Source organism: Aeromonas sp. LsrichE-8G (assembly GCF_022869435.1).
Classification (GTDB): domain Bacteria; phylum Pseudomonadota; class Gammaproteobacteria; order Enterobacterales; family Aeromonadaceae; genus Aeromonas; species Aeromonas caviae.
Genome location: NZ_JALIHH010000012.1, coordinates 1 through 24,779, shown reverse-complemented (window position 1 = coordinate 24,779; position 24,779 = coordinate 1). Strand labels below are relative to the sequence as shown.

Below are 24,779 nucleotides of genomic sequence, written 5' to 3'. Positions count from 1 at the left end.
GGAGCCTTGCGATGACCTCCACCTCTTTGAGCCTGCGCTGTATAGCCCGCCGGGCAGAGACCCACGATGTGGCGAGCTGGCAATTTGAACCCCTGGCTGGCGACCTGCCCTCCGTGCTGGCTGGCCAGTGCGTCACCCTGCACACGATGATTGACGGCCATCCCCACTGCCGCGCCTACACCCTCTCCTCCAGCCCGCAGGATCCTTTCTGGCAGGTCACCATCAAGGATGTGGGGCTGGTCTCTCACCATCTGCACCAGAGCCTGCAAGTGGGGGACGAGATCCGGGTAGACGGCCCCTTCGGCGATTTCCACCTGACCGCGCTCCCCTGCGAGCGGCCGCTGCTGCTCAGCGCCGGCTCCGGCATCACCCCCATGTGGGCCATGCTGCGGGACGAGCTCGCCAAGCGGCCGGACGCCGATATCCGCTTTATTCACAGCGCCAGAACCCCCGGGGATGTGATCTTCGCGAGGGAACTGGCTTCGCTGGCCGAGGCTCATGCCGGTGTGCGCCATGCTTTAGTGCTGGAGAAAGTAGGGGAAGAGGCGCCAACGGCTCATCCCTGGGTTGGCCGGCTCACACCGGGGATGCTCAAGGAATTGGCGCCGGATCTCTTGAGCCGCCATGTCTATCTGTGCGGGCCAGCCCCCTATATGGCGGTGGTGAGCGAGATGCTGGCCGGGCTCGGGCTGCCCCCCGAGCAGTTGCATCAGGAGTCGTTCGGCCTGCCTGGGGTGGCCTCAAGCGCGGCGCCAGTTGCGGCCGATAGCGACCACTTCTGGCTAACCCTCAAAAAGAGCGGCAAGAAAGTGAAGATACTGCCTGGCCAGACCCTGCTGGCGGCACTGGAGGGGGTGGGGGAGACCATGATGGCCGCTTGCCGCGCCGGGGTGTGCGGCGCCTGTCGCTGCACCACGGAAGGCGAAATCGAGCGCCAGAGCGTGATGACCCTGAGCGCGCAGGACCTCGAGAACGGGGTTGCGCTGGCCTGTTCCTGCACCGCCAGAGGGGATGTGAGCCTGGAGTATTGACGGGCGTCATTGGTATCCCGAGCTTTTCTCGGGCGGGTCGTGCGGGTAGACTCAACCCCAGTTTCAGCAAAGTACGGGATAAAAAATGACAATTCTGGTGACGGGGGGAGCCGGTTACATCGGTTCCCACACCCTGGTCGAGCTGCTTGGTACCGGGCAGCAGGTCGTAGTACTGGACAACCTCTCCAATGCTTCCCCCGAGTCTCTCAAGCGGGTCGAGCGGATCACCGGCAAGCCGGTCACCTTCGTGGAAGGGGACATTCTGGACAGAGCCTGCCTGCAACGGCTGTTTGCCGAACACAGGATAGCATCCGTGATCCACTTCGCCGGCCTCAAGGCGGTGGGGGAATCCGGCCAGATCCCGCTCACCTACTATCAGAACAACGTGACCGGCACCCTGGTGCTGTGCGAAGAGATGGCCAGGGCCGGCGTGTTCCGGCTGGTGTTCAGCTCCTCGGCCACCGTCTATGGGGATCCGGCCTCGGTACCCCTGCGGGAAGATTTCCCCACCAGCGCCACCAACCCCTATGGCCGCTCCAAGCTGATGGTTGAAGAGATCCTGCGTGACCTCTCCAAATCCGATCCTCGCTGGGCCATCGTGCTGCTGCGCTACTTCAACCCGGTGGGGGCTCACGAGAGCGGCCTCATCGGTGAAGATCCCAACGGCATCCCCAACAACCTGCTGCCTTACATCAGTCAGGTCGGCGTGGGCAAGCTCAAGGAGCTGGGGGTCTTTGGCAACGACTATCCGACCCCAGACGGCACCGGGGTGCGCGACTATATCCACGTGGTGGATCTCGCCATCGGTCACCTCAAAGCGTTGGCCCGCATCAAGAGTGATACCGGCGTCTTCACCTATAACCTTGGCACCGGTCAGGGCTATTCCGTGCTGGAGATGGTCAAGGCGTTCGAGGCAGCCAGTGGCCGTGCCATTCCCTACCAGATCAAGCCCCGTCGCCCCGGCGACATTGCCGAGTGCTGGGCTGAACCGGCCCTGGCCCGTGACGAGCTGGGCTGGCAGGCTGAGCGGGGTCTGGAGCAGATGATGGTGGATACCTGGCGCTGGCAAAGCCAGAACCCGAACGGTTATGGCCCTGCTGCGAAGCCGTGATCAAGGGTCATGCGCTGCTCAGGAACCTCATTTATTCATATAAACTCGGGTCCCTGCGCTGCTCTTCGCCTTGCTGACAGCTTCTCGCGACGGCCCATCAGACCTGATGGTTTGCAGCATGAATAGCAAAACGCCCCGGCATGCCGGGGCGTTTTTTCATGCACAACGCGCGGGTTACTGAATGCTCTTGCCGGCGCGGACATCCTTGATGATGGCCTTGAGGCTGGCCAGATCCCGCGGTGCGCCGCGCAGGATCTGATCGCCGATGATGAAGGCCGGGGTGCCGGAAATAGCCATGGCTTCGGCCAGCGCCCGGTTGGTACCCAGATTCTGATCGATGCTGCCGTCCTTGATCTTCGCCTCGACCTTGCTCCAGTCCACGCCGGCGGCTCTGGCGATGTCTTTCACCTGGGCTTCGTCGGAGAGGGGCCCCTGATGGGCGTACAGCTTGTCGTGGAAGGTCTGGTATTTGTCGGGCTGGCCGAGCTTCACCGCCAGCGCCGCGCGGGCGGCGTAGTAGGAGGTTTCGCTCAGGATGGGGAACTGCTTGTAGATGTAGCGGATCTCCTTGTCCTCAGAGAGCAGTTGCTGAATGAGAGGATGAGCGCGCTTGCAGTAGCCGCAGTTGTAGTCGAAGAACTCCACCACCGTCAGGCTGCCCTTGGGATTGCCGCTCTCGGGATCCTGGTTGGCGAAGAGCTGCTTGGCATGGGCTTCTATCAGCGTCTTGTCGTTCTCGGCCTGCTGGCTCTCCTGCTTGGCACGCAGGGCGTTGGACATCTCGACCAGGATCTCCGGATTCTTGACCAGATAGTCGCGCACGATCTGCTCGACATCGCTCTTGGTCAGCTCGCTCGCCTGCACGGGCGCCGCAAGCAGGGTCGCGCCGGTCAGGGCGGCGAACAGGGCATGTTTGATTCTCATAAGTCCATCTTGCTGGGGATGTGGTAGTGGCCCCTATAGTGGGTGAGTCTGTTTTCAAGTCAAGCCATACGCTTGAAAAAGCACGGTTTGTAGCGGTTTTGCCGGTTTTGTGCGCCAGATAGCCCAATAAATGGGCAAACAAACGGAGTGGGGATTTACAAGGGCTGGGGGCATGGGTAATATGCGTCGCACTGCTGCGGAGGGGTGGCAGAGCGGCTGAATGCACCGGTCTTGAAAACCGGCGATGGGCGACCATCCGTGGGTTCAAATCCCACCTCCTCCGCCATTTTTTCCCTTTCTGGACAAAGGGTTAGAGTGACTAACAGGGCAGTGAGTTGCGGTTGTTATCTAAGTGTTCACGTCAATTTGGCGTGATTGGGCGAACCCCTGCTAGGTAACAACAAATGAGCATACAAACCCGCACTGGCACCAATGGCCGAAAAACCTATCGCGTTGAGCGTATGCTCGACGGCGTTCGCGTATCCAAAACATTCAAAACCAAGCTAGAAGCCAAAGAGTTTGACGGCCTGCTGACCGTAGACAAGCGCTTTTCTGGCACCATCCTAGACCGCACCAAAAACAAACTGACTTTTGACGAAGCCGCCGAGAAGTACCTGCAGAGTGCAGAGTTCAAGGAGCTACGAGATCCCACCATTCCACAGCGCCTTGGCTACTGGATGAAGCGATTCAAAGACCGCCAGCTTGTTTCCATCACCACCGATGACATAGATCACGCCCTGAACGATATGGAAGAGGACGGTTTATCAGGTGCAACCCTGAACCGCTACCGTGTCCAGCTTTCAACGCTTTACTCTTGGCTGATCCGCCGCAAGCACACCAAAGAAAACCCCGCCACAGCGTCATACCGGCGCAAAGAAAGCAAACCATATGACAAGTTTCTGACTAAGGACGAAGCCGCCCGCCTGCTGGACGCTTGCCTTGATAGCCGGTGGGATCGCCTTTACCTGCTGGTACTAATGGCAATCAGTACCGGAGGCCGCAAGGGAGAGCTGATCAACCTGCGATGGTGCGACATTGATTTCGACCGCTGCAAGGCATACCTACCGAACACCAAGAATGGCAAGGTTCGCTATCTAAAGCTGACACCCGAAGTTATCGAGGAGCTGCGCCGGTTCCGGGGTATTGGTGAAGCCTTTGTATTTACCAATGAAGCGGTTAACCCCTACCGCCCGTGGGTTCACTTTGACCAAACATGGAGAGTAGCCCGCAAGGCTGCCGGGGTAGATATTAAGTTTCACGGCCTGCGCCATACCTGCGCCTCTTGGCTAGCGATGGACGGCCACAGCCTGCAGATCGTGGGCAAGATATTGGGCCACAGTTCGCCAGCCATGACAGACCGTTACAGCCACCTCAGTGACGAATGCGAGCAGATAGCCGTCAACGGTTCATTTGGCAGTATCGGACGGAGGGCCACAGCATGAACGAGCCGATGATGATGAACCCGTTCACCGGAAGCGTGGACACCCGATCTAACTGGCTGGCAGAGCTAGGCCCGGAAGGGTTCGCCGCTGCCGTACTGGTAGAAGTGGAGCAGGACAGCAACGGGGATTGGCAGGAGGTGGAGGCATGATCAACTTCACCTATTGCGTGGGCATTCTGGAAGCTGGCGACACCGAGACCGACCGCGAGTGGTGTTGGTTCAAGGGGGATCAGTTCATTACTTGGACTGATGCAGGGGATGAGCAGCCCGAGATCTGGATACCAGAGGGGGCAGGAGTGACCCAAGTTAAGGCCATTATCCGCCGCCATGCTAGGGGGGACGCTATGGGCTAACACCACCGGCAAGCTAGAACACTGACCACCCTGTAAACGAGCAGGGGCCGCACTCTATAACCTAGGAGGTTATGGGAGGGGGGAGCCCTATGCCTTGCAAGTCATTTGCTAGTGATAAACAGTGCCTGACCGCCCTGATCTTGCCAGCTTGCAAGCCCTAAAGATGGCTAGCCAGAGGAAGGGATCAGGCAAAGAAAAGCCCCCGCAACCGTTGCACCGGTTCGAGGGCCATGGAACACGACCGATGGGAGAACATCGATCATGAACACCCGCATTGTAACCACCCGAACCGCCGCACAACAAGCAGCACAAGCCGCCGTCATTGCCTACCGGGCAGGATTTCACCAAGAAGCCGCCATTCTTTGGCGTGCTGCCGTTTCCGCATACATGGAACAGATGAAATGAACACACACGCGCACATAAAGGCCAGTTTTGCTGGTGTATTGAGTTATTTCGGCTTGCTCGCCTATCCGCACGAGAGAGACAGCACCAAGGCTGAGGAGTTCAAGGAGGCACTGTTTTGGGCTCAATCTCACCTGATTGAGGGACACACGGCAAAGGAGTTCGCCCCGTCTATTGGGCCAACAGGCAAGCCTTGGGCACGCCTTAAACAGAGGGAGTACCAGCCGCGCATAGATAAGGGATTGAAGCGGATATTTGAAGGCCACCGGCTAATGCTGCACCTGTATAACACCCCTGACGCGGGGGTTTCAGCAAACGAGCTAAAAGATCGCCTAAGAGGCCAACAGGACATAGAGCAGGGCAATTTTTACCGGCAGATGAAGCCGCTTTTACCGGCTATGGCACTGCACTATGGGCTTGCTTGCGTGTGGAGGGGTAGACCTTGCCTGGCTGACATCATGACCGCCGCATTTCAAATGGAACGGGGCATAAACAGTTTGGGCACAGCCATAGCCGAGAGCAACGCCCCAGCGTGGGAGGGTAGAACGGGGGTTCAACAAGTGATCGTGTCGTTTTGGTGGGAAAAGTGACAAATACAGCCGCCTAGTTGCTTGCAAGAATGCGCTCGACAACCGCACAGACCCGCCGTGATTCAGTCCAGATGAAAAGCGGCACCGAATGGAGTTTAACGATATGAACGAGAACCAGATCCAAGCGCTTGCCACTGACCTGACCAACTGGAAGCCGTTGCGAGAGATGCCGGAGCACTTCCCCCAGTTCAAGTATCAGCAACTCAAACAATACCTATGGCACCGGGAGGAGAACCCAGCCCTTAACCGATGCGCCCGCATGGTAGGCCGTAAGTTGTACGTCTGCGCGCCGCTGTTTGGGGCATATCTTGCCGGATTATTGCCAGAACAAAACGTCTCCGCCTGAGTAACCCGAAGATGACCAAGCAAAAACAATCACTTACAGATTCTGGCGTAAAAATTGGCGCATTAGGCAGGAAAGGAGAGCAAAGAATGACCGGTAGCGCAAAAGAAAAACCCCTGCAGGCTGTAGAGAGCGAGCAGGGGCAGAACAAGCAAAACAAAATTAGCGACATGGATATTAGCCCGACAGAGAGACGCCAGCAAGAAACAAAGGCGATTCTCGATCAGTTTGGGTTTGGGATCTATGGGGGCGACAAATGAATAAGGCACAGATCCCACGCTCCCCAGATGGCGAGATTGATGTTTTTAAGCTCAAGATGCGCGACCCCGTGAGGGTTGATTATGCCGCATACGATGCAACCCCTAGCGAGCTTGCCGAGATGGTTATGGCAGTGGTTAACATTCAGCGCCAGTTGCGTGAGCAGCCTATGGAGGTGGCAGCATGAGCCACGGGACATTTGGCGATCCAGAACACTTGGCACGCTTTAAAAAGCCGAATCAGCAGGAAACGAAACCATCCCGTAAATCCCCGCACCTGCCACAGCACGAGGCTGGCAGGATGGCCCGTGAGGTGATGGGGACCACCGAATCAACACTAGATGACATACTCGCATCGGTAGCCGCCGAGAGTGCCGATGGGCCGGAGATTGCCCCCGTATCGCTGTTAGAGATGGCCGGAGATCACCCGCTGGCAACTTACGCCCGACAGGTTGCGGACTCTATCCAGATAAGCCGAGATTCGACATTCATGATCGGCTTGGGTTTGACGTCTGCCGTTGTGGGCTCGACCCACAGCGTGAAAACGCCTTGGGATGCAGATTTGCCGCTTGGTTTGTATGTGACAGCAGAGCAACCGCCAGCCGCTGGCAAGTCTGGCGTCATGGCAGCATTTCAAAAGCCATTTAGATCAGCTTTGCGCAGCATGAACGACGCCAGAAACAATGCGCTGGACGCGCTAGAGGCCCAGATTGATGCTGCTGATGACCCCGCACTGAAGGGGGCGCTAGAGGAGCAAATGCAAGGGCAGGCAAAGCCAGTGAGGGGATGGATCAGCAACGCAACGCCGGAGGCACTAGAGAAGGATGCCATTAGCCCAAACGATGGTTTTTTCATGCTCGCCAGTGATGAAAGGGGCCTGCTTAACAGCGTTTTCGGCCTGAGCTATGGAAAGGGGGCTCCCGCCAATATGGACGCCGCGCTAAAGGGGTTTGATGGTGGGGCCTATGTATCGGTGAGGGCAACACGGCGAGGCTTTGACGGCGAGGTTCACGGCTCGATCGTCTGCTTTGCGCAACCTGGCAGCATTGAATCTATTATGCTGGCGAGTGGAGGCACTGGGTTAGCCGAGCGTTTTTTGTGGCTTAGTGATGATCACAACCTCGGGAAGCGCGACCACTTGAAACCATGGATCAAACCAGACGCCGAACAATTCACCCGCATGTGCGAAGAAACCATCAAGCTAATGCCGCTCGCCCCCTCACTGGATAGACTCACGCCGCTGGCAATCCCTGCCGCATTGTTGGGGGACTTGCGCAAGGCCAAGCAAGAGATCGAAAAGGAGTTAGGCGATAGCGGACAGTTTGGCAATGACGCAGTGAGGGGGGCCGCTGGTAAGTTTGATATGCAGGTGATGAAGGTTGCTTCAATCTTGCATGTTAGCCGCAATCTAATGCAGGGGATTGCCGTTCCGCCAAACATAGGGGCCGCTGATTTCAGGATCGCGCTAACCATTTGCCGCGAACTATTAAACCGCTACCGTCTGGCGCTGATAAGCAAGCGGATCATCGGGTTCGGTGCCGAGGCTGATGCAGTTATCAGCTATCTGGAGAGATTCCCGCAGGGTAAAGACATGGAGCAAGCAAAAAACAGCCTACGCTCCAAAGCGGCTTTCAAGGGTAGAGGAACCAAGCAGATCGGCGCGACTATCGAGAAGCTAATAGCCCTCGGGATCGCAATGGTAGAAACAGGGATGACGAAGCGCAAGACGATCCGGCTTGTTTGACCGTAACAACACCGACAGGGGCCTTGTGCCCCTTTTTTATTTCCCGAAAACACACAAAACACACAAAAAAGGGCCAAAACCCAGTAACGGCGCGGCTTTGCGGTTGTGTGTCGGTAACACAGGAATACACAAAACACACAAAATGGGATGCCGGAATTTGTGTGTTTTGTGCCTTTTTGTTTTTTGATACACAGCCCGCAAGGTACGCCACCACTGGGTTTAGCGTGTTTTTTGTGTGTTTTGTGCCTTTTTGGGTTTTCAGCGATCTGAGCAAGCAGATCACCCCCCTCCTCCCGTCTGATTGCCAATCCGTTTGCCTGTAAAGATCAGGGAATAACAGGGCAGGTTGGCTTCAATAAGGGCTGTTATGTTATAATGTAACAAAAGGCAATCAACCCAAAGAGAGTATTAACATGGCAAAGATTAACCACGTAGCAACCGGAGCATGGCGCGGACTTATTTCCGACCTTGCACAGAAGGCCATTGATGACGCCGCAGCCATTGGGCGCGAGCTGGAAGCGCGTTTAAACCGCATCGAGAACGACCGCACCCGCAACCCGCTGGAGAAGCTGCCGATGCGCCAGAAGGCCGCACAGGACGCCAAGCAACATTTAGAACGCACGATGGCGCTTGCCTATCGGTTCGGAGTGGAACGAGCAGAGGAAGCCCAGAAGGCCCGACAGCGTGACCTGATGCCCAGTGAAACCAACTTGTCAGCGATGACCCTTGCCGCTCACCTGATGAACAAGAGCCCAGCCGAGATCAAGAAGCTGGCGATGATCGACCCCCGCTTTGCCCAGGCAGCGAACTACTACCCGCCCGAGGCATTCGGCCTTAAGCGCGAAGAACACGCCGAGATGATGAACAAGGCGTGGGAACGGCACTACCCAGAGAAGGCCCAGATCGAGCAGGCCGCCATTGACGAACTCAAGGCACTGGACACCCTAACCCGCAACGTAGGGGGTTATTGCGACATTGAGATCGCCCAGTGTGAACAGGGTTTGCAGAGCGCTGGTCGTGTGGAGGATTAAGGATGAACGGGCAGTTCAAAGCCGGACAATCCGGCAATCCTAAAGGCAGACCAAAGGGGGCTGTTTCGCCCGCTATGAAACTAATTAAGCAGGCAAGCCCCGCCGTTTTGCAGCAGGTGATAGCACAGGCTATTGATGGCGACATGCAGGCCGCCGCCCTGGTGCTTGCCCGTGGAGTCCCACCACTGAAGGCCACACAGGAGCCCGTGGAGCTGATCACCGCCGCCGAGTTTGAGCAGATGACGACACCAGAGCGAGCCGAGGCAATCCTAGCCGCTGCCGTATCTGGCAGAATCGCCCCTGACGTAGCCCAGCAGCTTATAACGAGCCTCACCGCCGTGGCAGGTGTGACAGAGTGGGCAGAGCTGGCGCAGCGTGTGGAGGAATTGGAGGCGCTTAAATGAGACGACCACCCCGCACCACCCTAGCCAAAGTCGCCAACCAGCTAACCAGATCCCGCCTAACTGATGACTTTGACGAGCTAATGAGCCGACCCAGTAAACCGACCACCCCCGAAGAAGAAGCCGCATTTCAGCGCATCATGCAGGAGCCAGAAGAATGAAAAGCGACCTGATCCCAATCACCTGTTTGTACTTCAAGCAGACCACCGCAGACGACACCAGAACGGGCACATGGGCAAAGCTACCCGAAGCCATACACCCATCGTGGCTGGCCTATGCCGTGAGCTATGAGGCATTTGCAGAGATGGCGCGGCGCAGCCCAACACAAGCGGGACATGTAGCCCTGATGCAATCGCCTTGGGAGACGTACATAGGAGAAGATCCGCAATGAACACCAGCCGCACAGCAATGAGAGGGGAGGCCATAACAGCGTGGAACCGATGGGGGCATAACCGCCCCCGTGCATGGCTGGCAAAGTATCCTCTCGCCGTCTTGTCCGTCCCGCCTGATCATGTGCTTAGGGATTTTACAGCCGAGGCCAAGGAGATGATAAAGCGGCCACGTCCACCCCTAGCCAGCAATGACCCCCGCTTTGATGCCGCCTGAGCCCCTTAAATGGGGCGTTTTTTTGGCGCAATTGGCGTGACTTTGGCGAATACCTCCCGCGCTCACCCGATACCACAAACACCCGAAACCGCTTGTAATCATGGGTTTATGGTGCCTATAATCGCTTAACAACCGGCATCTCAGCCCTTGAAAACCGGCGATGGGCGACCATCCGTGGGTTCAAATCCCACCTCCTCCGCCATATATATAGCCCAACTGATTGATTCGGTTGGGCTTTTTTGTATCTGAGATTTTTGGTATGCCAGTGAGTATGCCATTAGGTGTTGGCTGTCCTGCTCCTCGATAGCATTTCTTTGGACAGGTCATCGTCGTTACTCCTTTCAGTTTAACCAAAGCAAGAGAGGGCCAATGGCCCTCTCTTGCTATCTATTGTGTTGGTCAGTGCAAACAGCACTGCTTGTACTTCTAGCCGCAGCCAAAGGGACACGGCTCGTTGCGGCCAATCTTGATGGGTACCACCACTGGTGTTCGCTACGTTGTGCCAGAAAGTGGGCATGAAGGATACGAGCAGCAAATCGGGCCTTGGTGGCTTGCTCTTGCAGGTGTTCATTGCTGAGCGCCTCCAGCGACGTAGACATGGTTTCTTAACCATGTGTTCTTTATGGTCTCTGTCATCCGGGGGATGTCGCTCCAATGGATAGGCATCTATATCGGTCTCAGGCACAATGTTCGATTAGATAGACCTGATAATGGGTAGTTCAGCTGATGGCACGAATATTAACCAAAGCGCAATTGAGTAAACTGGAAAGCAAAAGCCAAGCCGAGCTGTTGGCTATCGTGCTTGACCTGGCAACGCATCTTCCCCTCGCAAAAAAGCACCTGATTAACCAGTACCTTACTGCTGAGGATGCCTTATTGGCATTGGCAAAAAAAGAGTATAGCAAGCTCACTCGTCGCCCCCCTTCCTGGGATTATAAGGAGGTGGATGCCTTCTTCGATACCTTGCAAAATCAGTTTATTCCGTTGCTGGCCAAGGGGATCGTCGCCTCTCCAAGGGAGGGAGAACTCTTCGCCCTCGAGTTGCTGGCGAATGCCAGAGCCTTGTATGAAAAGATGGATACATCCAGTGGCAGCTGGGAGGACTACCATCTTGCGCTGGTCGAACAGTGGTTGATGGCGATCGCTGCTCAACGAGAGTCTGTCCCCCCAGAGGTGCTGGCTCGTCGATTACGTGACGGATTGTCAGACATTGATCCATCGATCAGCATTACTTGCCTGTTTGATTACCGTGATGTGCTCGGCTCCCCAGTGATGCGAGCCTTGCGCGATAACTATGCGGCGGCAGGTCTATTGCCAGAGGCGTTGGGGTTGAGCTTTGAGTTGCGTGATATTGCATTCTTTGACTCGGTGCAACAGGCTGGTCTCTTTAGCCACCCCCGTCAGCAGATTGACTATGCCAGACTGCTGACCGACGAATTACGCGCCGATCAAGCCATCGCGGTATTAGAGGCAATGGACTCGGCTCTGTTGCAGCGCCACCGCCAATTGAACCTGTGGCATCAAGTGTTGATCCGGGCCTATCTGGAAGAGGGACGCCGAGCTGACGCTCATGCTCAGGCATTACGCGCGTTTGCTAGCACACGGGCAAACTCGTTTTTTGCGAGTTATTGCCAAAGTGGAGATGAGCCTAGAGAAGTAGCATTAGGCCAGTTTGTTGCCATTGCCGAATCATGGGGGCTACGCGAGGTCTTGTTGCTGTTGGAGGAGGTTGATGCATGGCCACAACTGGCACAACGGCTTGAGCAATGTACAGATGCAGACTTGCAGGAGGATCTCTCACTCCTTGCTGGTTCAACCGTACGAACCTGGTCGAGCCGCCTCTATCAGCAGGGATTTATCGTGGTGGCAGTGCGGCTACGTCGTCAATTGGTGGCCAATGTCGTTAATCAGGGCAAGAGCACCTACTACACGGGGGCAGCCTCGGATCTGAAAAAGAGCCTGGATTATCAGGCGGCCTTAAAGGTAGAACAAGAGGATGGAGAGAGACCTCTCTGTTCGCCACAGGAGTATCTGAATCAGCTTTATCAGCAGCACAAACGCAAGAGCAGCTTTTGGGAGGCGGTTCGTCAAAAGCTACCGGCCATTACCATGTCGGCGAGCGGTGTGCAGTATCAGGCCGAGAATAAATAAGGCGCTAACACCTTTCACTCGGTCAGTCAGCTTGTGCTGGTGTTCCATGCGCCCTTGGCTGTCCAGCGCCTCGATAGCACTCATCTGGATGTCTCATTGCCACGACATCCTTCAAGCTACCCAAAACAAGAGAGAGCCATTGGCTCTCTCTTGTTTTCGAAATAGGTGTTTTCAAAAAATGTGTTTTCGAAAAAAGTGTTATCGAAAGAAGATCTCATCAAAGTCCGGCTCTTCATCCCAGATGGCGTGCTGACGTGCGTCCCAGCGCTCGGCCAGATAGGGTTTGAGGGTTGCAAGGGTGGTGATGGTCGCCAGTTGTCCATGCAACTGCTTGATATCCCGCTGTAGATAGTGCTGATGCTCCTCGAACGCGAGATCGGTCTTCTTCTTCGAGCGCTGTTTAAACTTGTGCAAGATAACCCCTTGCACTCCCTCCGGGCCACTATAAAAGCAGATCTCGAGCTCACGTTTTTTCTGCCAGAGCGCCGGATTGATGGCCACCAGATTCTCTTCACTCAGCAGCTTGTCTGCCTCGGGCAGATGGGTGTGAGCCAGGTGCAACAGAGTAAACATATCCCGCGTTTCCCACGCATGGCTGAGCTCGCCCATCAGGCGGCTCTTCTCTTCACGCTTGACCGGGTCTTGCTCCCGATCCGGGTGCAGCGTCATAGCCAGCTTGCGATAGAGCTGCTTAAGGCTTGAGTTATCGAGCAGTTGCTCAACCCTGGCAACCTCATCCGGATCGGCCATGTCATGATGATCCTGCCAACGTGCGAAAGCCTCGTCATTGGCAAAGGGGTCATCGCCACAGTCCGGCGCGTCGTCGTCCCACTCATGCTCATCACCGCCCTGTTTTTGGGCCTGGGCTTGCATATAGTCGCGCAGCTTCTCGGGATTTCTGACCATCTCGCGCAGCAGCTCGATATCATCGGGGCTCTCGCCAAACGCCTCTTGCAGCATGTCAGTGATAAAATCGCAGCTCGCCTCGAGCTGATCATCATCGAGCTGGCTGACGCTGCCCGCTTGCACCGCCATATAGAGTGACTCCAGATCCAGCTCCCCCCGAAACGGGTTGGATTCAAGATACCCCATCAATTCATCAATCCAGCCATGGAGCATCTCGCGCTGCCACTGGGTAAAACTTTTGCGGGCGGTGAAACCGGCCAGCCGCTGGCAAAGCTGAAAAATCAGCCCACACTGCTCACGCTCCAGAGGCTCAATGTCGCTGACAAAGCGCTGATAGATATCCGCCCCCTCTTGCTCCTGTTTGGCCAGCTTGGCCTGCAGCTTTTCGATGGCCTGCCACTGGCGATGAAAATAGGCAAGGGCCGGACTCTCGTGGCGCGGCTCGGCTTTTTTTCGCTTGGCCGAGGTTTTACTCTTGGTCAGTGACATGAAAACTCCAAATGAAAACGGGATAGTTGGCTACCGTGGCCACGGCAGATTATCAGAGGGGAGGAGATGCGCCTATCCTCGCGGTCTGCTGCCGCGACTTGTCGATCTTGAGAAATCATCCTAAAACCTCGTATTGGGGTACCACGTGGGGTACCACATCTAGCAAACGGTAGGCACATTACTGTATCCACTTACCTGGCCACCGGCAGGTCCTCCCAGCGGGTGGTGTAACAGGGGCTCAGGAGCTCTTGTCGCATCATCCACTCAGGCGACCCCGTACCTTGGCTGGCAAAGCCTACTCGCCCCAATCCCTTGGCTTTGATCTGGTCCATCACTGCCATCAGCGCGTCCGATTGAGCGGAGGACGGGGCAAACAGATCTGCCTGTTGTTGCCCCTTGGGGGTGAACTCACTCAGCATGACGCCCCCCTTCTGATAGCGGTAACCGTCGCGCCAAATCTGCGGTAGCAGCACGTTCACTTGCTGCAGCAGCAACCGGGTATCATCGCTAGGGCAGACCAGTCGGACGCCAGCCTGCTCACTGTAGTAAGGAGCTCGTTCGTCAAAGGGGCTGGTTCGCACGAACAGGTGCACCCGTTGGCAACACATCCCCTCGGCCCGCAACTTCTCGGCTGCGCGAGCCATAAAGCCTGACAACGCTTGGGCCATTTCTCCACGGTCAGTCACGCGCTCACCAAAGGAACGGCTCGAGAGGATCTGCTGCTTCGCCGCCGGTTCAACGGTCAGCTCTGCGCAAGGCAGGCCACGCAGCTCCTGTACGATTCGCTCGACCACCACGCCGTATTGGGCGCGTAACCCTTTGGCGTCGCTAGCCACCAGGTCAGCAACGGTGTTGATGCCTTGTGCCACCAACTTGGCTCCCAAGCGCCGTCCTATGCCCCACACCTCGTCCACCGGGGTGATAGCCATCAGCCGTGCGCGGCGCAGCTCGTCACGCAAATCCACGACGCCGCCTGTGGCAGGCCATTTTTTGGCTGCATAGTTGGCCAGCTTAGCAAGGGTCTTGGTGGGGCCGATCCCAACCCCTACCGTTAGGCCGGTCCACTGCCACACTCGCTGCCGGATCTGTTGCCCATAGGCTATGAGGTCCCCGGCAAACGACTCCGACAGTGACAGGAATGCTTCATCGATAGAGTAGACCTCCAGCTCGGGGGCCATGGTCTCCAACGTGCTCATCACCCTGCCAGACATGTCTCCATAGAGCGCGTAGTTGGAGCTGAATGCCACACCGCCATGCGCCTCGAACTGCTCGCGGATCTTGAAGTAGGGCCCGGCCATCTTGATACCCATCGCCTTGGCTTCGGGGCTGCGCGACACCACGCATCCATCGTTGTTGGAAAGCACCACGATCGGGCGGCCACGCAGCTCAGGGCGAAACAACCGCTCACAGCTGGCGTAGAAGTTGTTTACATCAACGAGCGCTATAGCCATCACGCTGCCTCAGATTGCCAATCACATGGGTGACCACTCCGAACAACTCCAGGGAGAGACTCATACAAGGGTCGATAGGCGCGAACGCCGGATTGGCTGGCAACAGCCGCAGCCTAGGCTTGAGCTGCAAGGTCTTTACCGTGAAGCCGCCGTCAAGCAGTGCAATTACCACATCACCATGGCGTGGGGTGAGGCTCTTATCGACCACCAGCAAGTCACCGGGAAAGATGCCGACCCCGGTCATGCTTTCCCCCTCGGCACGCAGATAGAAGGTTGCTGCAGGGTGCGACACGCAGTGGGTGTTGAGGTCCAACTTCCCTTCCAGATAGTCGCTGGCTGGGCTGGGAAAGCCACAAGAGGCGCGATGCAAGAACAGCGGGATGGTCACCTCGGCGGGTGATGGGTCTGGGGTTAACAGCTTCATGGCAACAACACCTGTATTTATATACAGGTATTATAGCGCACCACCTTTGAACCAGCGCAAGTCCCGCATATCACTGATGGCGTACCATGGCACCAATAAATAACAAAGAGGTCAGTATGGGTCACAATCTGTGTGCCCTACCGAAAGAGCAGCAAGAACGGGTCGAGGTCGAGAAGGCTGCCGCATATGCCGTATGGAAGGAGCGCAACGGTCACTTGGCCAGCGCAGAAAGCGAAGCAAGCCAGCATAAGGGTGAACTGGGCAGCTACTTTCTTGAGCAAGTAAGTAGGTACAAACGGGGCTAGCCTTCCTGTAGTCATGTTTTTATTCTGGGAACACTCTAAGTCCCTTAACTCTCACGCAAATCCGGGCTTCGGAGCTTGAAGATGCAGCCCTTGGCTACCAACTCGTCCCGGTTTGCCAGCACCAGCGGGTAGAGCAGCGGATGCTGTCCTATGTTGAAGGCGGTGCAGAGGTGATTGGTGGTAAGACGGCCTTCCCATAGCAGCACGATCTCAAGTAGTCGAAAGCGCAGGGTCTGATCCCAAGTGAGAGCCTTAGGGGGCATATGTGCTCCAAAATGCGACATGTTAATGTAACCAGTATCGGCATGAGTATACAGACGACATATACTGAGCCAACTTGAAAATCCGCCCCAAGGACATGAAATGTCACTCTTATCTAGCACTGTGTTCAGTGCGGTCTTATTGTTGCTGCTGGTGGCCCAGAGTGCTGGGGCCGCTGACTGCACCTATCGTAAAGACAGCCTCGGCAATACCCGCTACCAGTGTGACGATGGCAAGAGCGGCACCCTGCGGAAAGACAGTCTCGGTAACGTCAGAGACTCGCAAAGTGGCACCACTTGGCGTAAAGATTCCCTCGGCAATGTCCGCAGCAGCGAAGGCGCCACCTATCGCAAAGACAGCCTGGGCAATGTGCGCGTTAGCAATCCGGGTACCGGCGATACGGTCACCTGGCGCAAGGATAGCCTCGGCAACCTGCGCGCCTCCGATGGCACCATCTGTCGCACCAACTCCCTGGGGCAAGTCAGGTGTGATGGTCAGAGTGCGCCGCCTGCGGTTCTCGAAGGAGAGTGATGGGGCATCTTGCCTGAGAATGCACTGTAAATGCGTTCTGTTGTATGAGTTGAAAGTCACATTTGAGACTTTTCAGTCTTGCCATTTAGGGGGCTGCAAGCTAATTTAGCTAAATTAGCTGTGCCCTGCCGATTTGGAGTCCCTGAGTGACTGAGGAAGAGATCTACCAGCAGATCAAAAGTGCCTTGTTAGCTGCACCTCGCAAGCAATACATGGTCGAAATGCACCTGCAAATGCTCAAGTATGCCGACGAACTCAAGCACGTGACGGCTAAAGAGTTTTGCGAAAAAGTGGAACTCAAAGAGAGTCTTGGCACCGAATTTAGCAAGATGCGTAACCTCACTGCACGTTTGAAAGCGGCAGGGCTCGATCCAGCCAAGATCTGACATTGCCTACCCCAGCCCGTTATCTGCCAGACCATCGATAGGAACAATATGCTCAAGCTCGAAGAAATCAAAAAGGATGCTCAGGTTCGCGGCATTGTCGAAGGGCAAGTGGTGCGAGTTGTGACAGTTGAACCTATTGGTGAACATGCGCTGACAGTCTATTACAAAGACAGCAGTGGCAATCTAGCTGAGCGAATGTTGTTCCGAACCGATGAGATAGCATTGGATCTGGCCACAGTAGGCCGTCCTTGGTCATTTGATGCAAAAGGGGCAGATTTTAAACTTGGTTTGGAAGCCTACCGGATCTCGCAGGCTGCACTGTTTGACCCCATGATGGCGGTCAACATGGCGAACGTTGACCCACTACCGCACCAGATTTCAGCAGTTTACGAATACATGCTACCCAAGCAGCCATTGCGTTATGTTCTGGCCGATGACCCAGGTGCGGGCAAAACCATCATGGCGGGTTTGTTCATCTCTGAACTGCTGCTTCGTGCAGATGCTCGACGGGTCATGGTGGTCTCGCCGGGCTCGTTGACTGAACAGTGGCAGGACGAACTGTTTGAAAAATTTGGTCTGCAATTTGAGATCTTTAGCAAAGAAAAACAAGAGCAGTGCGCGACCGGTAACTATTTTTCTGAAACCGATCGCCTGATCTGCCGACTGGACCAACTCTCTCGTAGCGAAGAGCTGCAAGAGAAGCTGCGCAATACCGACTGGGATCTAATCATCGTCGATGAAGCGCACAAACTCTCAGCCAACTACTTTGGCAGCAAAATCAACAAAACCAAGCGCTTCGTCCTTGGTGAGCTGCTGGGGTCTATTTGCCGCCACTTCCTGCTGATGACAGCAACCCCACACAATGGCAAAGAGGAAGACTTCCAAGTCTGGATGTCACTGCTCGACAGCGACCGCTTCTATGGCAAGTTCCGCGAAGGCGCCCACAAGGTCGATATCACCGACATGATGCGCAGGATGGTTAAAGAAGAGCTGCTCACCTTCGACGGCACTCCCCTGTTTCCTGAGCGCCGCGCCTACACGGCCAACTATGATCTCTCCCCCCTTGAAGCCAGCCTTTATGAGCAGGTAACGACGTACGTCAGGGAAGAGATGAATCGGGCCGACAAGCTCGATAACAAGAAAAAAACCACCGTGGGTTTTGCATTAACCCAGCTACAACGGCGTTTGGCTTCCAGCCCGGAGGCAATCTATCAATCGCTGAAGCGCCGACGTAATCGACTGCAAGACAAACTTGCTGAGATGAAGCTGCTAGCCCGTGGCCAGAAGGCTAAACAAGCGGGTGTTGCTGAAACACTCGGCACTTACACCATCACCAAACAGATCGATCTGCCTGATAACTGGGATGAGCTGGATGAAGATCTCAGTGCCGAAGAGTACGAACTCTATGCCGAACAGGTGGCAGATCAGGCCACCGCAGCAGAAACCATCATTGAGCTGGACGCCGAGATCCACTCACTCAAAGACCTTGAGCAGCAGGCGCTGACGCTGGTGCAGTCTGGCAATGACAAAAAGTGGGAACAGCTTTCATCACTGCTGCAAGACTCCCCCGAGATGAAGAACCGCGACGGCAGTCGTCGCAAACTGATTATCTTCACCGAGCATAAAGACACTCTGAATTACCTACGCCAACGTGTCAGTGATCTGCTGGGTCAGCCCAAAGCAGTCAGGGTCATCTACGGCGGCACCAATCGGGATGAGCGCCGCAAGATCCAGAGCGAGTTCCGCAGTGATCCCACCGTCTTGGTGTTGATTGCGACCGATGCGGCCGGGGAAGGCGTCAACCTGCAAAACGCCAACCTGATGGTCAACTACGACCTGCCCTGGAACCCGAACCGCCTCGAACAGCGCTTTGGCCGTATTCACCGGATCGGCCAAAAAGAGGTATGCCACCTGTGGAATATCGTGGCCAATGAAACCCGTGAAGGGGAAGTGTTCCAAAAGCTGTTTGATAAGCTGGAAATAGAAAAAAAAGCCTTGGGTGGTAAGGTGTTCGACATCCTTGGTGAAGCCTTTGATAACGTCTCTCTGAAAGACTTGCTGATCGACGCCATTCGCTATGGTGAAGATCCCGCAGTGCGCGCCAAGATGGATCAGGTCATTGAAGGGGCACTCGATAGCGACCATCTCAAAGAGATCATGCGCCGCAACGCACTGGTTGAATCCCATATGGGCTTAGAGGGGCTTTACGCCATCAAAGAGCAGATGGAAAAAGCAGAAGCCCGTCGCTTGCAGCCGTTCTTTATTCGGGCGTTTTTCCAAGAAGCCTTTGCCGGATTAAACGGCGAACTGAGGGAGCGTGAACAGGGCCGCTATGAAATAAAGCATGTCCCAGCGGTGATCCGCGAACGGGATCGCAGCATCGGCGAAAGCCGCACCCCTGTGTTGTCCCGTTATGAACGCGTCTGTTTTGAAAAGCAGCTGATCAGGCCCACCGGCAAGGTGCTGGCCGAACTGCTTCATCCCGTACATCCACTGATGCACTCGCTGCTCGATCTCACCTTGCAAGCCCATCGCACCAAGCTCAAGCAGGGGGCTGTGCTGGTGGACCCGGCCGATGAAGGGGACGAACCTCGCCTCATCATGATGCTGGAGCACTCAATCCGCGAAACCAGCGAACAAGCCAAGAGTGTCGCCTCACGGCGGTTGCAGTTTGTCGCCATCGATACTGCCTGTCGGGCCAGCTATGCCGGTTGGGCCCCCCATTTAGACCTGCAACCGATAGCGGATGCTGATCTGGCACTGGTGCAGGATATCCTGCACTCACCCTGGTTATCTCAGCCACTCGAACCGCTGGCGCTGCAACTGGCCTCTGAAAAGCTGGTGCCAGAACACTTTGCGGAAGTGAAAACGCGCCGTGAACTGCAAGCCGATAAAACCCTCACGGCTGTGCATGAGCGACTGATCAAAGAGATCAACTACTGGCAGGATCGCTTCTTGAAATTGAGCGATGACGTCAAAGCGGGCAAGCAACCCAAAATGCAGCCCGAAAACGCTCGTCGCCGAGTCGATGAATTGACCGCACGTCTGCAACAGCGCACGGCAGAGCTCACCGCACTCAAGCAGGTGGTCTCTAGCACCCCGGTGGTGATTGGCAGTGCCTTAGTGATCCCACAAGGTTTACTGGCCAAACGCAAAGGCGAAGCAATCTTTAGCCCAGATGCCGCCAGCCGGGCCCATATCGAGAAGATTGCAATGCAGGCCGTGACGCAGGCCGAGCAAGCCCTCGGCCACATGGTGATCGACGTATCGGCGGATAAATGTGGTTGGGATATCACCGCTCGCCCGCAGTTGAATGCCGATGGCTCACTCAAACCAGACCGGCATATCGAAGTCAAAGGGCGCAGCAAGGGGCAAACCACCATCACCGTCAGTCGCAACGAGATCCTCTATGCCCTCAACCAGGCCGACAAATTCCTGCTGGCCATTGTGCTGGTAGAGGGTGACAACACCGAGGTGCCCTTCTATATTCGCCAGCCCTTTACCAAAGAGCCGGATATGGGCGTGGCGAGCATCAATTACGATCTGGCGGATTTGCTGGCGCGCGCCACCGATGCCGAAGGTAGCTTATGAAAATTGAACAAATTACCTTAAAAAATTTCCGCTGTTTTGAGCTGCTGGATGTGACCTTTCATCCGCAGATGACTGTCTTGATTGCCCCCAATGGTGCGGGCAAGACCACGATCCTCGATGCGGTGCGCATTGCGCTTTGGCCGTTCGTCAAAGGCTTTGATCTGGGCAGCCAAACCGGCAAGTCGGCCACTATTCAGATTGAAGACGTGCGTCTTGAGCGCCGTGAACAAGAGATGGAACCGATATTGCCCAGCCAGATTACGGCCCAGACCAGTAGTATCCCCAATCAGGATCAGAAGCCGCGTCCGCTCCACTGGCAACAGAGCCGCGATCAGGTCAAGCCACGAACCCAAACCAAGGGGGATCAGTCGACACAAGTTCTGACTCGGCTCGCAAAGAAATTCCAGTCAACGATTTATAAAGGGCAGGAAGCCAACATAGACGCTATCGATTTACCCTTGGTGGTCTATTTAGGAACTGGGCGCCTCTGGTATCAGGGGCGCTATACCTCTGAAGCAAAAGATAAAAAGCTCGATACCAGCGTGTTTTCCCGCCTTTGGGGCTACCAGAACTGTCTAACGGCAACCTCTAGCTATAAGCAGTTTGAAACCTGGTATGGCTGGGTATTTCGCAGTTATCGCGAGCTGCAAATCGATCAGCTGGAGAATCGACTTAAGAAGCCGGATCAGAGTGCGCTGGCCAACTTCGCGGCTGCCATTGAAGTCGTGCAGCGTGCCATCAACACCCTCACAACTTCGCTGACCGGCTGGCGGGATCTGCAATACCGCTCCAGCATGGGCCAGCAACTGGTGATGGAGCATCCCGAACTGGGCTATATGCCGCTTTCCCTGCTCAGCGATGGTCTGCGTAATATGGTTGCCATGGTGTCGGATATTGCCTTTCGCTGTATCAAGCTCAACCCTCATTTAGGTGTGGATGCGGCGCACAAAACCCAAGGCATCGTACTGATCGATGAAGTGGACATGTTCCTTCACCCAGCGTGGCAGCAGACAGTATTGGCCTCGTTGCAGCAGGCATTTCCCAATCTCCAATTTATCGTCACCACCCATAGCCCGCAGGTAATCAGCACTGTGCGTACCGAATCAATTCGAGTATTGGGTGAGGATGTCAATGGCAATGCGATTGCCGCAATCCCTCTAGCTAACACCTACGGTGAGCCGAGTAATAATGTCTTGCGCACGGTCATGCTGGTTGATCCTCAGCCACCGATTGACGAAAAAAGTTTATTGCTTCGCTTGACCGAGCTAGTCGATCAAGGATTGGGCGATGAGGAAGAAGCCAAGGGACTGATGGCTCAATTGCTGATGGTGCTGGGGGCTGGGCACCCACAGTTACAACGATTGCAGCGCAGTATCGCCCGTCAACAATGGCTGAAAGGATTGGATGCAAAGCAATGAGATATGTCAACCAATCTGGTTTGCATGTGCATGGCCTAGCAATGGCTCATCAAACACCACCACACACACAGGAACAAGCGACAAGCCGTTGGTCCTCTTTTGGCCACAAGCGCGAACTATTGTCCCGGTTATGCAACCAGCAATATCAACTTTGTTGCTACAGCGAGGTGCGCGCTGATCTACTGGGGCTTGATTATCACATCGAACATGTAGAGAACAAAAGCCAAGTGCCTACCCGCACCTTTGATGAAACCAATCTCGCCGCAAGTGCGTTCAGCTCTGACACAGTCTCGTCGAGAGTGAAGGCCGATGTTTTTGGTGGCCATGCGGTGGGTAAACAAGCTGGCGTGGAGATGGCTCGGTTTGTTCACTGTTACCAACCAGATTGTGCGCGCTATTTTGCCTATATGTCGGATGGTCGAGTGGTACCCTCCATTCATTTGAATGCAGGTGAGCAACAGCGGGCTCAATACAGCATCGACTTGCTCAACCTGAATAGCCCTTACTTGGTGAATTTACGCCAGCAATGGTGGGACGAGCTAGAGCAACTCCAAGAAGAACATCTCACGAAAGGCTGGGATCTTAATCAGCTATTACACCTTGATTTAGTGCCGACGGCGCATCATCAGCTAAACCATTTTTTTTCACTGACTCGCCAATTCTTCGGCCCTGTCGCCGAAACAGTATTGCAGCGTGAGGCCCCAGAACTCGTATGACTCAAATCAAATCCCCCAAAAAACTGATCGAAGTGGCCTTGCCGCTGGATGATATCAACGCTGCTGCGGCGCGCGAGAAATCCATTCGTCATGGTCACCCTTCTACATTGCATCTGTGGTGGGCACGTCGCCCCTTGGCTGCGGCGCGGGCGGTGATCTTCGCCCAGATGGTCAATGACCCCGGCTATCAGCAGGGGGCGGGGTTTAAGTACGGGGTCAACAAGCAGGAAGCCGCCAAAAAGCGCGAGAAGTTGTTTAATATCCTGCGCGAGCTGGTGAAGTGGGAGAACACCAATAACGAGGCTGTGCTCGAAGAGGCCCGTGAGGCCATCCGGGAGAGCTGGCGCGAGATCTGCGCATTAAATAAGGATCACCCACAGGCTGCCGAGCTATTCAATCCCGAGCAACTGCCGGGGTTTCACGATCCTTTCGCCGGTGGCGGTGCCCTGCCGCTCGAAGCCCAGCGGCTGGGGCTGGCATCTCACGCCTCCGATCTCAACCCGGTGGCGGTTACCATCAATAAGGCGATGATCGAGATCCCGCCCAAATTTGCCGGACGCGAGCCGGTGGGGCCTCTGCCTGCCAGCGATAAGCTCAGCAAGAAAAAAGCCACCAAGGATGCTTTCGAGGATTGGTCCGGTGCCCAGGGGCTGGCGGAGGATGTGCGCCGCTACGGCGCCTGGATGCGCGACGAGGCCGAGAAGCGCGTTGGCCATCTCTACCCCAAGGTGCTGGTGACCGAAGCCATGGTGGCGGAGCGGCCGGATCTTAAGTCCTATCTGGGCGAGGAACTCACCGTCATCGCCTGGCTCTGGGCCCGTACCGTAAAAAGCCCTAACCCGGCATTCTCCCATGTGGCGGTGCCGCTTGCCTCCACCTTTATCCTTTCCTCCAAGGCTGGCAAAGAGGTCTATGTTGAACCTGTTATTGAGGGGGATAGTTATCGTTTTGCCATTAAGGTGGGTACACCACCTGAATCGGCCAAAGGTGGTACCACTGCGGGCAAGCGAGCCGCCTTCATTTGCCTGATGTCAGGTTCTCCTGTTGATTACAAACATATCCGCAGTGAAGGCAGTGCGGGGCGTATGGGGCAACGGCTGATGGCAATTGTCGCCGAAGGCAAAAAGGGGCGGGTTTATCTATCCCCAACAGATGAGCAACTTGCTGCAGCGCTGCAAGCGAGACCTGAGTGGTCACCAGAAATGTCCCTGCCCAATAACCCACGCGATTTTAAAACGCCTAACTACGGTTTGGATAAATTTGGTGACCTGTTCACTCCGCGCCAATTAGTCGCGCTGACTACTTTCTCCGATCTGGTTGCTGAGGCCATTGCCCGCTGCCGTGAGGATGCGCTCTCAGCTGGAATGGCCGACGATGGTATTGGCCTTGATGCGGGTGGCTTAGGCGCCACTGCTTATGCACAGGCAGTGGGGCTGTTTCTTGGTTTTGGCCTTAGTCGCGCATCAGATGCTTGGAGTGCTCAAGTTACATGGCGAAATCAGGTTGATGCAACACGGAATACCTTTGCTCGGCAAGCAATTCCAATGACATGGGATTTTGCAGAGGTTAATCCATTCTCTGATTCTTGCGGGAACTGGACAGGTAATTCAACAGAATGGGTTCAAAAAAGTCTAGAGCATTTGCCACTTAACCCGATACATGGGATCGCGATCCAGGCTGACGCGCAAACACAGATAATTAGTCGAAATAAGGTGATTTCTTCTGATCCCCCCTATTACGATAATATTGGCTATGCCGATTTATCGGACTTTCATGTACAGAACCTTAAGCGGCAAGCGAATTAATAATACCGTCTAACGTGTTGTTTTGCTTGGATTTTCTCTGCCTACTCTTTTTGCCGTTTTTGGATAAATACACCATTGCCCACTCCAACTTCTCTGTTATTTCCTGCCACG

General features: G+C 55.5%; 27 protein-coding genes and 1 tRNA gene. 23 read left to right on the top strand and 5 right to left on the bottom strand.

Going from position 1 to position 24,779, the window contains the following annotated elements:
- The first annotated feature begins 11 nt into the window (after positions 1-11).
- Together MUW49_RS03485 and galE are read left to right on the top strand one after the other, a co-directional pair.
- Positions 12-1,031: a hybrid-cluster NAD(P)-dependent oxidoreductase gene (locus MUW49_RS03485; RefSeq protein ID WP_103858962.1), complete on the top strand. Its 1,020-nt coding sequence runs from the start codon at positions 12-14 to the stop codon at positions 1,029-1,031.
- Between the two features lie 85 nt (positions 1,032-1,116).
- Positions 1,117-2,142 (top strand): UDP-glucose 4-epimerase GalE, encoded by a 1,026-nt coding sequence (gene galE, locus MUW49_RS03480; protein WP_042017704.1) that lies wholly within the window; start codon positions 1,117-1,119, stop codon positions 2,140-2,142.
- A 174-nt stretch (positions 2,143-2,316) separates the two neighbouring features.
- On the opposite strand, the gene MUW49_RS03475 is transcribed toward galE, so the two are convergent.
- Positions 2,317-3,066, bottom strand: coding sequence for a DsbA family protein (locus MUW49_RS03475; RefSeq protein ID WP_103858963.1), 750 nt, complete (start codon positions 3,064-3,066; stop codon positions 2,317-2,319).
- A gap of 198 nt (positions 3,067-3,264) precedes the next feature.
- Between MUW49_RS03475 and MUW49_RS03470 the strand changes: the two genes are divergently transcribed.
- The 14 genes from MUW49_RS03470 (at position 3,265) to MUW49_RS03405 (ending at position 12,385) form a co-directional block, all read left to right on the top strand.
- Positions 3,265-3,352 (top strand) — tRNA-Ser (locus MUW49_RS03470).
- A gap of 118 nt (positions 3,353-3,470) precedes the next feature.
- Positions 3,471-4,508 (top strand): site-specific integrase, encoded by a 1,038-nt coding sequence (locus MUW49_RS03465; RefSeq protein ID WP_244812405.1) that lies wholly within the window; start codon positions 3,471-3,473, stop codon positions 4,506-4,508.
- Complete coding sequence (locus MUW49_RS03460) at positions 4,505-4,657, top strand: hypothetical protein (RefSeq protein ID WP_180344999.1); 153 nt, start codon at positions 4,505-4,507, stop codon at positions 4,655-4,657. Before MUW49_RS03465 ends, MUW49_RS03460 begins: the two co-directional genes overlap by 4 nt.
- Positions 4,654-4,860, top strand: a complete 207-nt coding sequence (locus MUW49_RS03455; protein ID WP_244812404.1) for a hypothetical protein — start codon at positions 4,654-4,656, stop codon at positions 4,858-4,860. Before MUW49_RS03460 ends, MUW49_RS03455 begins: the two co-directional genes overlap by 4 nt.
- Positions 4,861-5,121: 261 nt before the next feature.
- A complete protein-coding gene (locus MUW49_RS03450) occupies positions 5,122-5,265 on the top strand; it encodes a hypothetical protein (RefSeq protein ID WP_180344998.1) in 144 nt (47 codons plus the stop codon).
- Positions 5,262-5,852 carry a hypothetical protein gene (locus MUW49_RS03445; RefSeq protein ID WP_244812403.1) on the top strand — a complete coding sequence of 197 codons (591 nt, stop codon included), beginning with the start codon at positions 5,262-5,264 and terminating at the stop codon, positions 5,850-5,852. Before MUW49_RS03450 ends, MUW49_RS03445 begins: the two co-directional genes overlap by 4 nt.
- A gap of 103 nt (positions 5,853-5,955) precedes the next feature.
- Entirely contained in the window at positions 5,956-6,198 is a 243-nt protein-coding gene (locus MUW49_RS03440) for a hypothetical protein (RefSeq protein WP_244812402.1), read from the top strand.
- A gap of 11 nt (positions 6,199-6,209) precedes the next feature.
- Entirely contained in the window at positions 6,210-6,455 is a 246-nt protein-coding gene (locus tag MUW49_RS03435; RefSeq protein WP_139751295.1) for a hypothetical protein, read from the top strand.
- Positions 6,452-6,640, top strand: a complete 189-nt coding sequence (locus tag MUW49_RS03430) for a hypothetical protein (protein WP_244812401.1) — start codon at positions 6,452-6,454, stop codon at positions 6,638-6,640. The genes MUW49_RS03435 and MUW49_RS03430 overlap by 4 nt, the downstream gene beginning before the upstream one ends.
- The gene (locus MUW49_RS03425; RefSeq protein WP_244812400.1) at positions 6,637-8,196 is read left to right on the top strand and encodes a DUF3987 domain-containing protein; all 1,560 of its coding nucleotides are present in this window, start codon (positions 6,637-6,639) and stop codon (positions 8,194-8,196) included. Before MUW49_RS03430 ends, MUW49_RS03425 begins: the two co-directional genes overlap by 4 nt.
- Positions 8,197-8,609: 413 nt before the next feature.
- The gene (locus MUW49_RS03420; protein ID WP_244812399.1) at positions 8,610-9,227 is read left to right on the top strand and encodes a hypothetical protein; all 618 of its coding nucleotides are present in this window, start codon (positions 8,610-8,612) and stop codon (positions 9,225-9,227) included.
- Between the two features lie 2 nt (positions 9,228-9,229).
- Positions 9,230-9,631, top strand: coding sequence for a DUF5681 domain-containing protein (locus tag MUW49_RS03415; protein ID WP_244812398.1), 402 nt, complete (start codon positions 9,230-9,232; stop codon positions 9,629-9,631).
- 154 nt (positions 9,632-9,785) lie between these two features.
- The gene (locus tag MUW49_RS03410) at positions 9,786-10,019 is read left to right on the top strand and encodes a hypothetical protein (RefSeq protein ID WP_182925707.1); all 234 of its coding nucleotides are present in this window, start codon (positions 9,786-9,788) and stop codon (positions 10,017-10,019) included.
- Between the two features lie 941 nt (positions 10,020-10,960).
- Positions 10,961-12,385 carry a hypothetical protein gene (locus tag MUW49_RS03405; RefSeq protein ID WP_042649080.1) on the top strand — a complete coding sequence of 475 codons (1,425 nt, stop codon included), beginning with the start codon at positions 10,961-10,963 and terminating at the stop codon, positions 12,383-12,385.
- 198 nt (positions 12,386-12,583) lie between these two features.
- On the opposite strand, the gene MUW49_RS03400 is transcribed toward MUW49_RS03405, so the two are convergent.
- From MUW49_RS03400 to umuD, 3 genes are all read right to left on the bottom strand, one after another.
- Complete coding sequence (locus MUW49_RS03400; RefSeq protein ID WP_042649079.1) at positions 12,584-13,780, bottom strand: J domain-containing protein; 1,197 nt, start codon at positions 13,778-13,780, stop codon at positions 12,584-12,586.
- Between the two features lie 191 nt (positions 13,781-13,971).
- On the bottom strand, positions 13,972-15,231 hold the full coding sequence (umuC, locus tag MUW49_RS03395; RefSeq protein ID WP_052815106.1) for a translesion error-prone DNA polymerase V subunit UmuC: 1,260 nt from the start codon (positions 15,229-15,231) through the stop codon (positions 13,972-13,974).
- Positions 15,212-15,655: a translesion error-prone DNA polymerase V autoproteolytic subunit gene (umuD, locus tag MUW49_RS03390; protein WP_024941056.1), complete on the bottom strand. Its 444-nt coding sequence runs from the start codon at positions 15,653-15,655 to the stop codon at positions 15,212-15,214. Before umuD ends, umuC begins: the two co-directional genes overlap by 20 nt.
- Before the next feature lie 86 nt (positions 15,656-15,741).
- Between umuD and MUW49_RS03385 the strand changes: the two genes are divergently transcribed.
- Positions 15,742-15,960 carry a DUF3283 family protein gene (locus tag MUW49_RS03385; RefSeq protein ID WP_308457649.1) on the top strand — a complete coding sequence of 73 codons (219 nt, stop codon included), beginning with the start codon at positions 15,742-15,744 and terminating at the stop codon, positions 15,958-15,960.
- Positions 15,961-16,004: 44 nt separating this feature from the next.
- Here the strand turns inward: MUW49_RS03385 and MUW49_RS03380 are convergent, their stop codons facing one another.
- Positions 16,005-16,223, bottom strand: coding sequence for a hypothetical protein (locus MUW49_RS03380; protein ID WP_234924878.1), 219 nt, complete (start codon positions 16,221-16,223; stop codon positions 16,005-16,007).
- A 100-nt stretch (positions 16,224-16,323) separates the two neighbouring features.
- Here MUW49_RS03380 and MUW49_RS03375 point away from each other — a divergent pair, with 100 nt between their 5' ends.
- The 6 genes from MUW49_RS03375 (at position 16,324) to MUW49_RS03350 (ending at position 24,668) form a co-directional block, all read left to right on the top strand.
- Positions 16,324-16,752, top strand: coding sequence for a hypothetical protein (locus tag MUW49_RS03375; protein ID WP_103858994.1), 429 nt, complete (start codon positions 16,324-16,326; stop codon positions 16,750-16,752).
- A gap of 146 nt (positions 16,753-16,898) precedes the next feature.
- Entirely contained in the window at positions 16,899-17,138 is a 240-nt protein-coding gene (locus MUW49_RS03370; RefSeq protein WP_103858993.1) for a transcription factor, read from the top strand.
- Between the two features lie 48 nt (positions 17,139-17,186).
- Positions 17,187-20,729, top strand: a complete 3,543-nt coding sequence (locus MUW49_RS03365) for a helicase-related protein (RefSeq protein ID WP_103858992.1) — start codon at positions 17,187-17,189, stop codon at positions 20,727-20,729.
- Entirely contained in the window at positions 20,726-22,147 is a 1,422-nt protein-coding gene (locus MUW49_RS03360; RefSeq protein ID WP_103858991.1) for an AAA family ATPase, read from the top strand. Before MUW49_RS03365 ends, MUW49_RS03360 begins: the two co-directional genes overlap by 4 nt.
- Positions 22,144-22,863 carry a retron system putative HNH endonuclease gene (locus tag MUW49_RS03355; RefSeq protein ID WP_103858990.1) on the top strand — a complete coding sequence of 240 codons (720 nt, stop codon included), beginning with the start codon at positions 22,144-22,146 and terminating at the stop codon, positions 22,861-22,863. The genes MUW49_RS03360 and MUW49_RS03355 overlap by 4 nt, the downstream gene beginning before the upstream one ends.
- Complete coding sequence (locus tag MUW49_RS03350; protein ID WP_244812397.1) at positions 22,860-24,668, top strand: DUF1156 domain-containing protein; 1,809 nt, start codon at positions 22,860-22,862, stop codon at positions 24,666-24,668. Before MUW49_RS03355 ends, MUW49_RS03350 begins: the two co-directional genes overlap by 4 nt.
- The last annotated feature ends 111 nt before the right edge of the window (positions 24,669-24,779 follow it).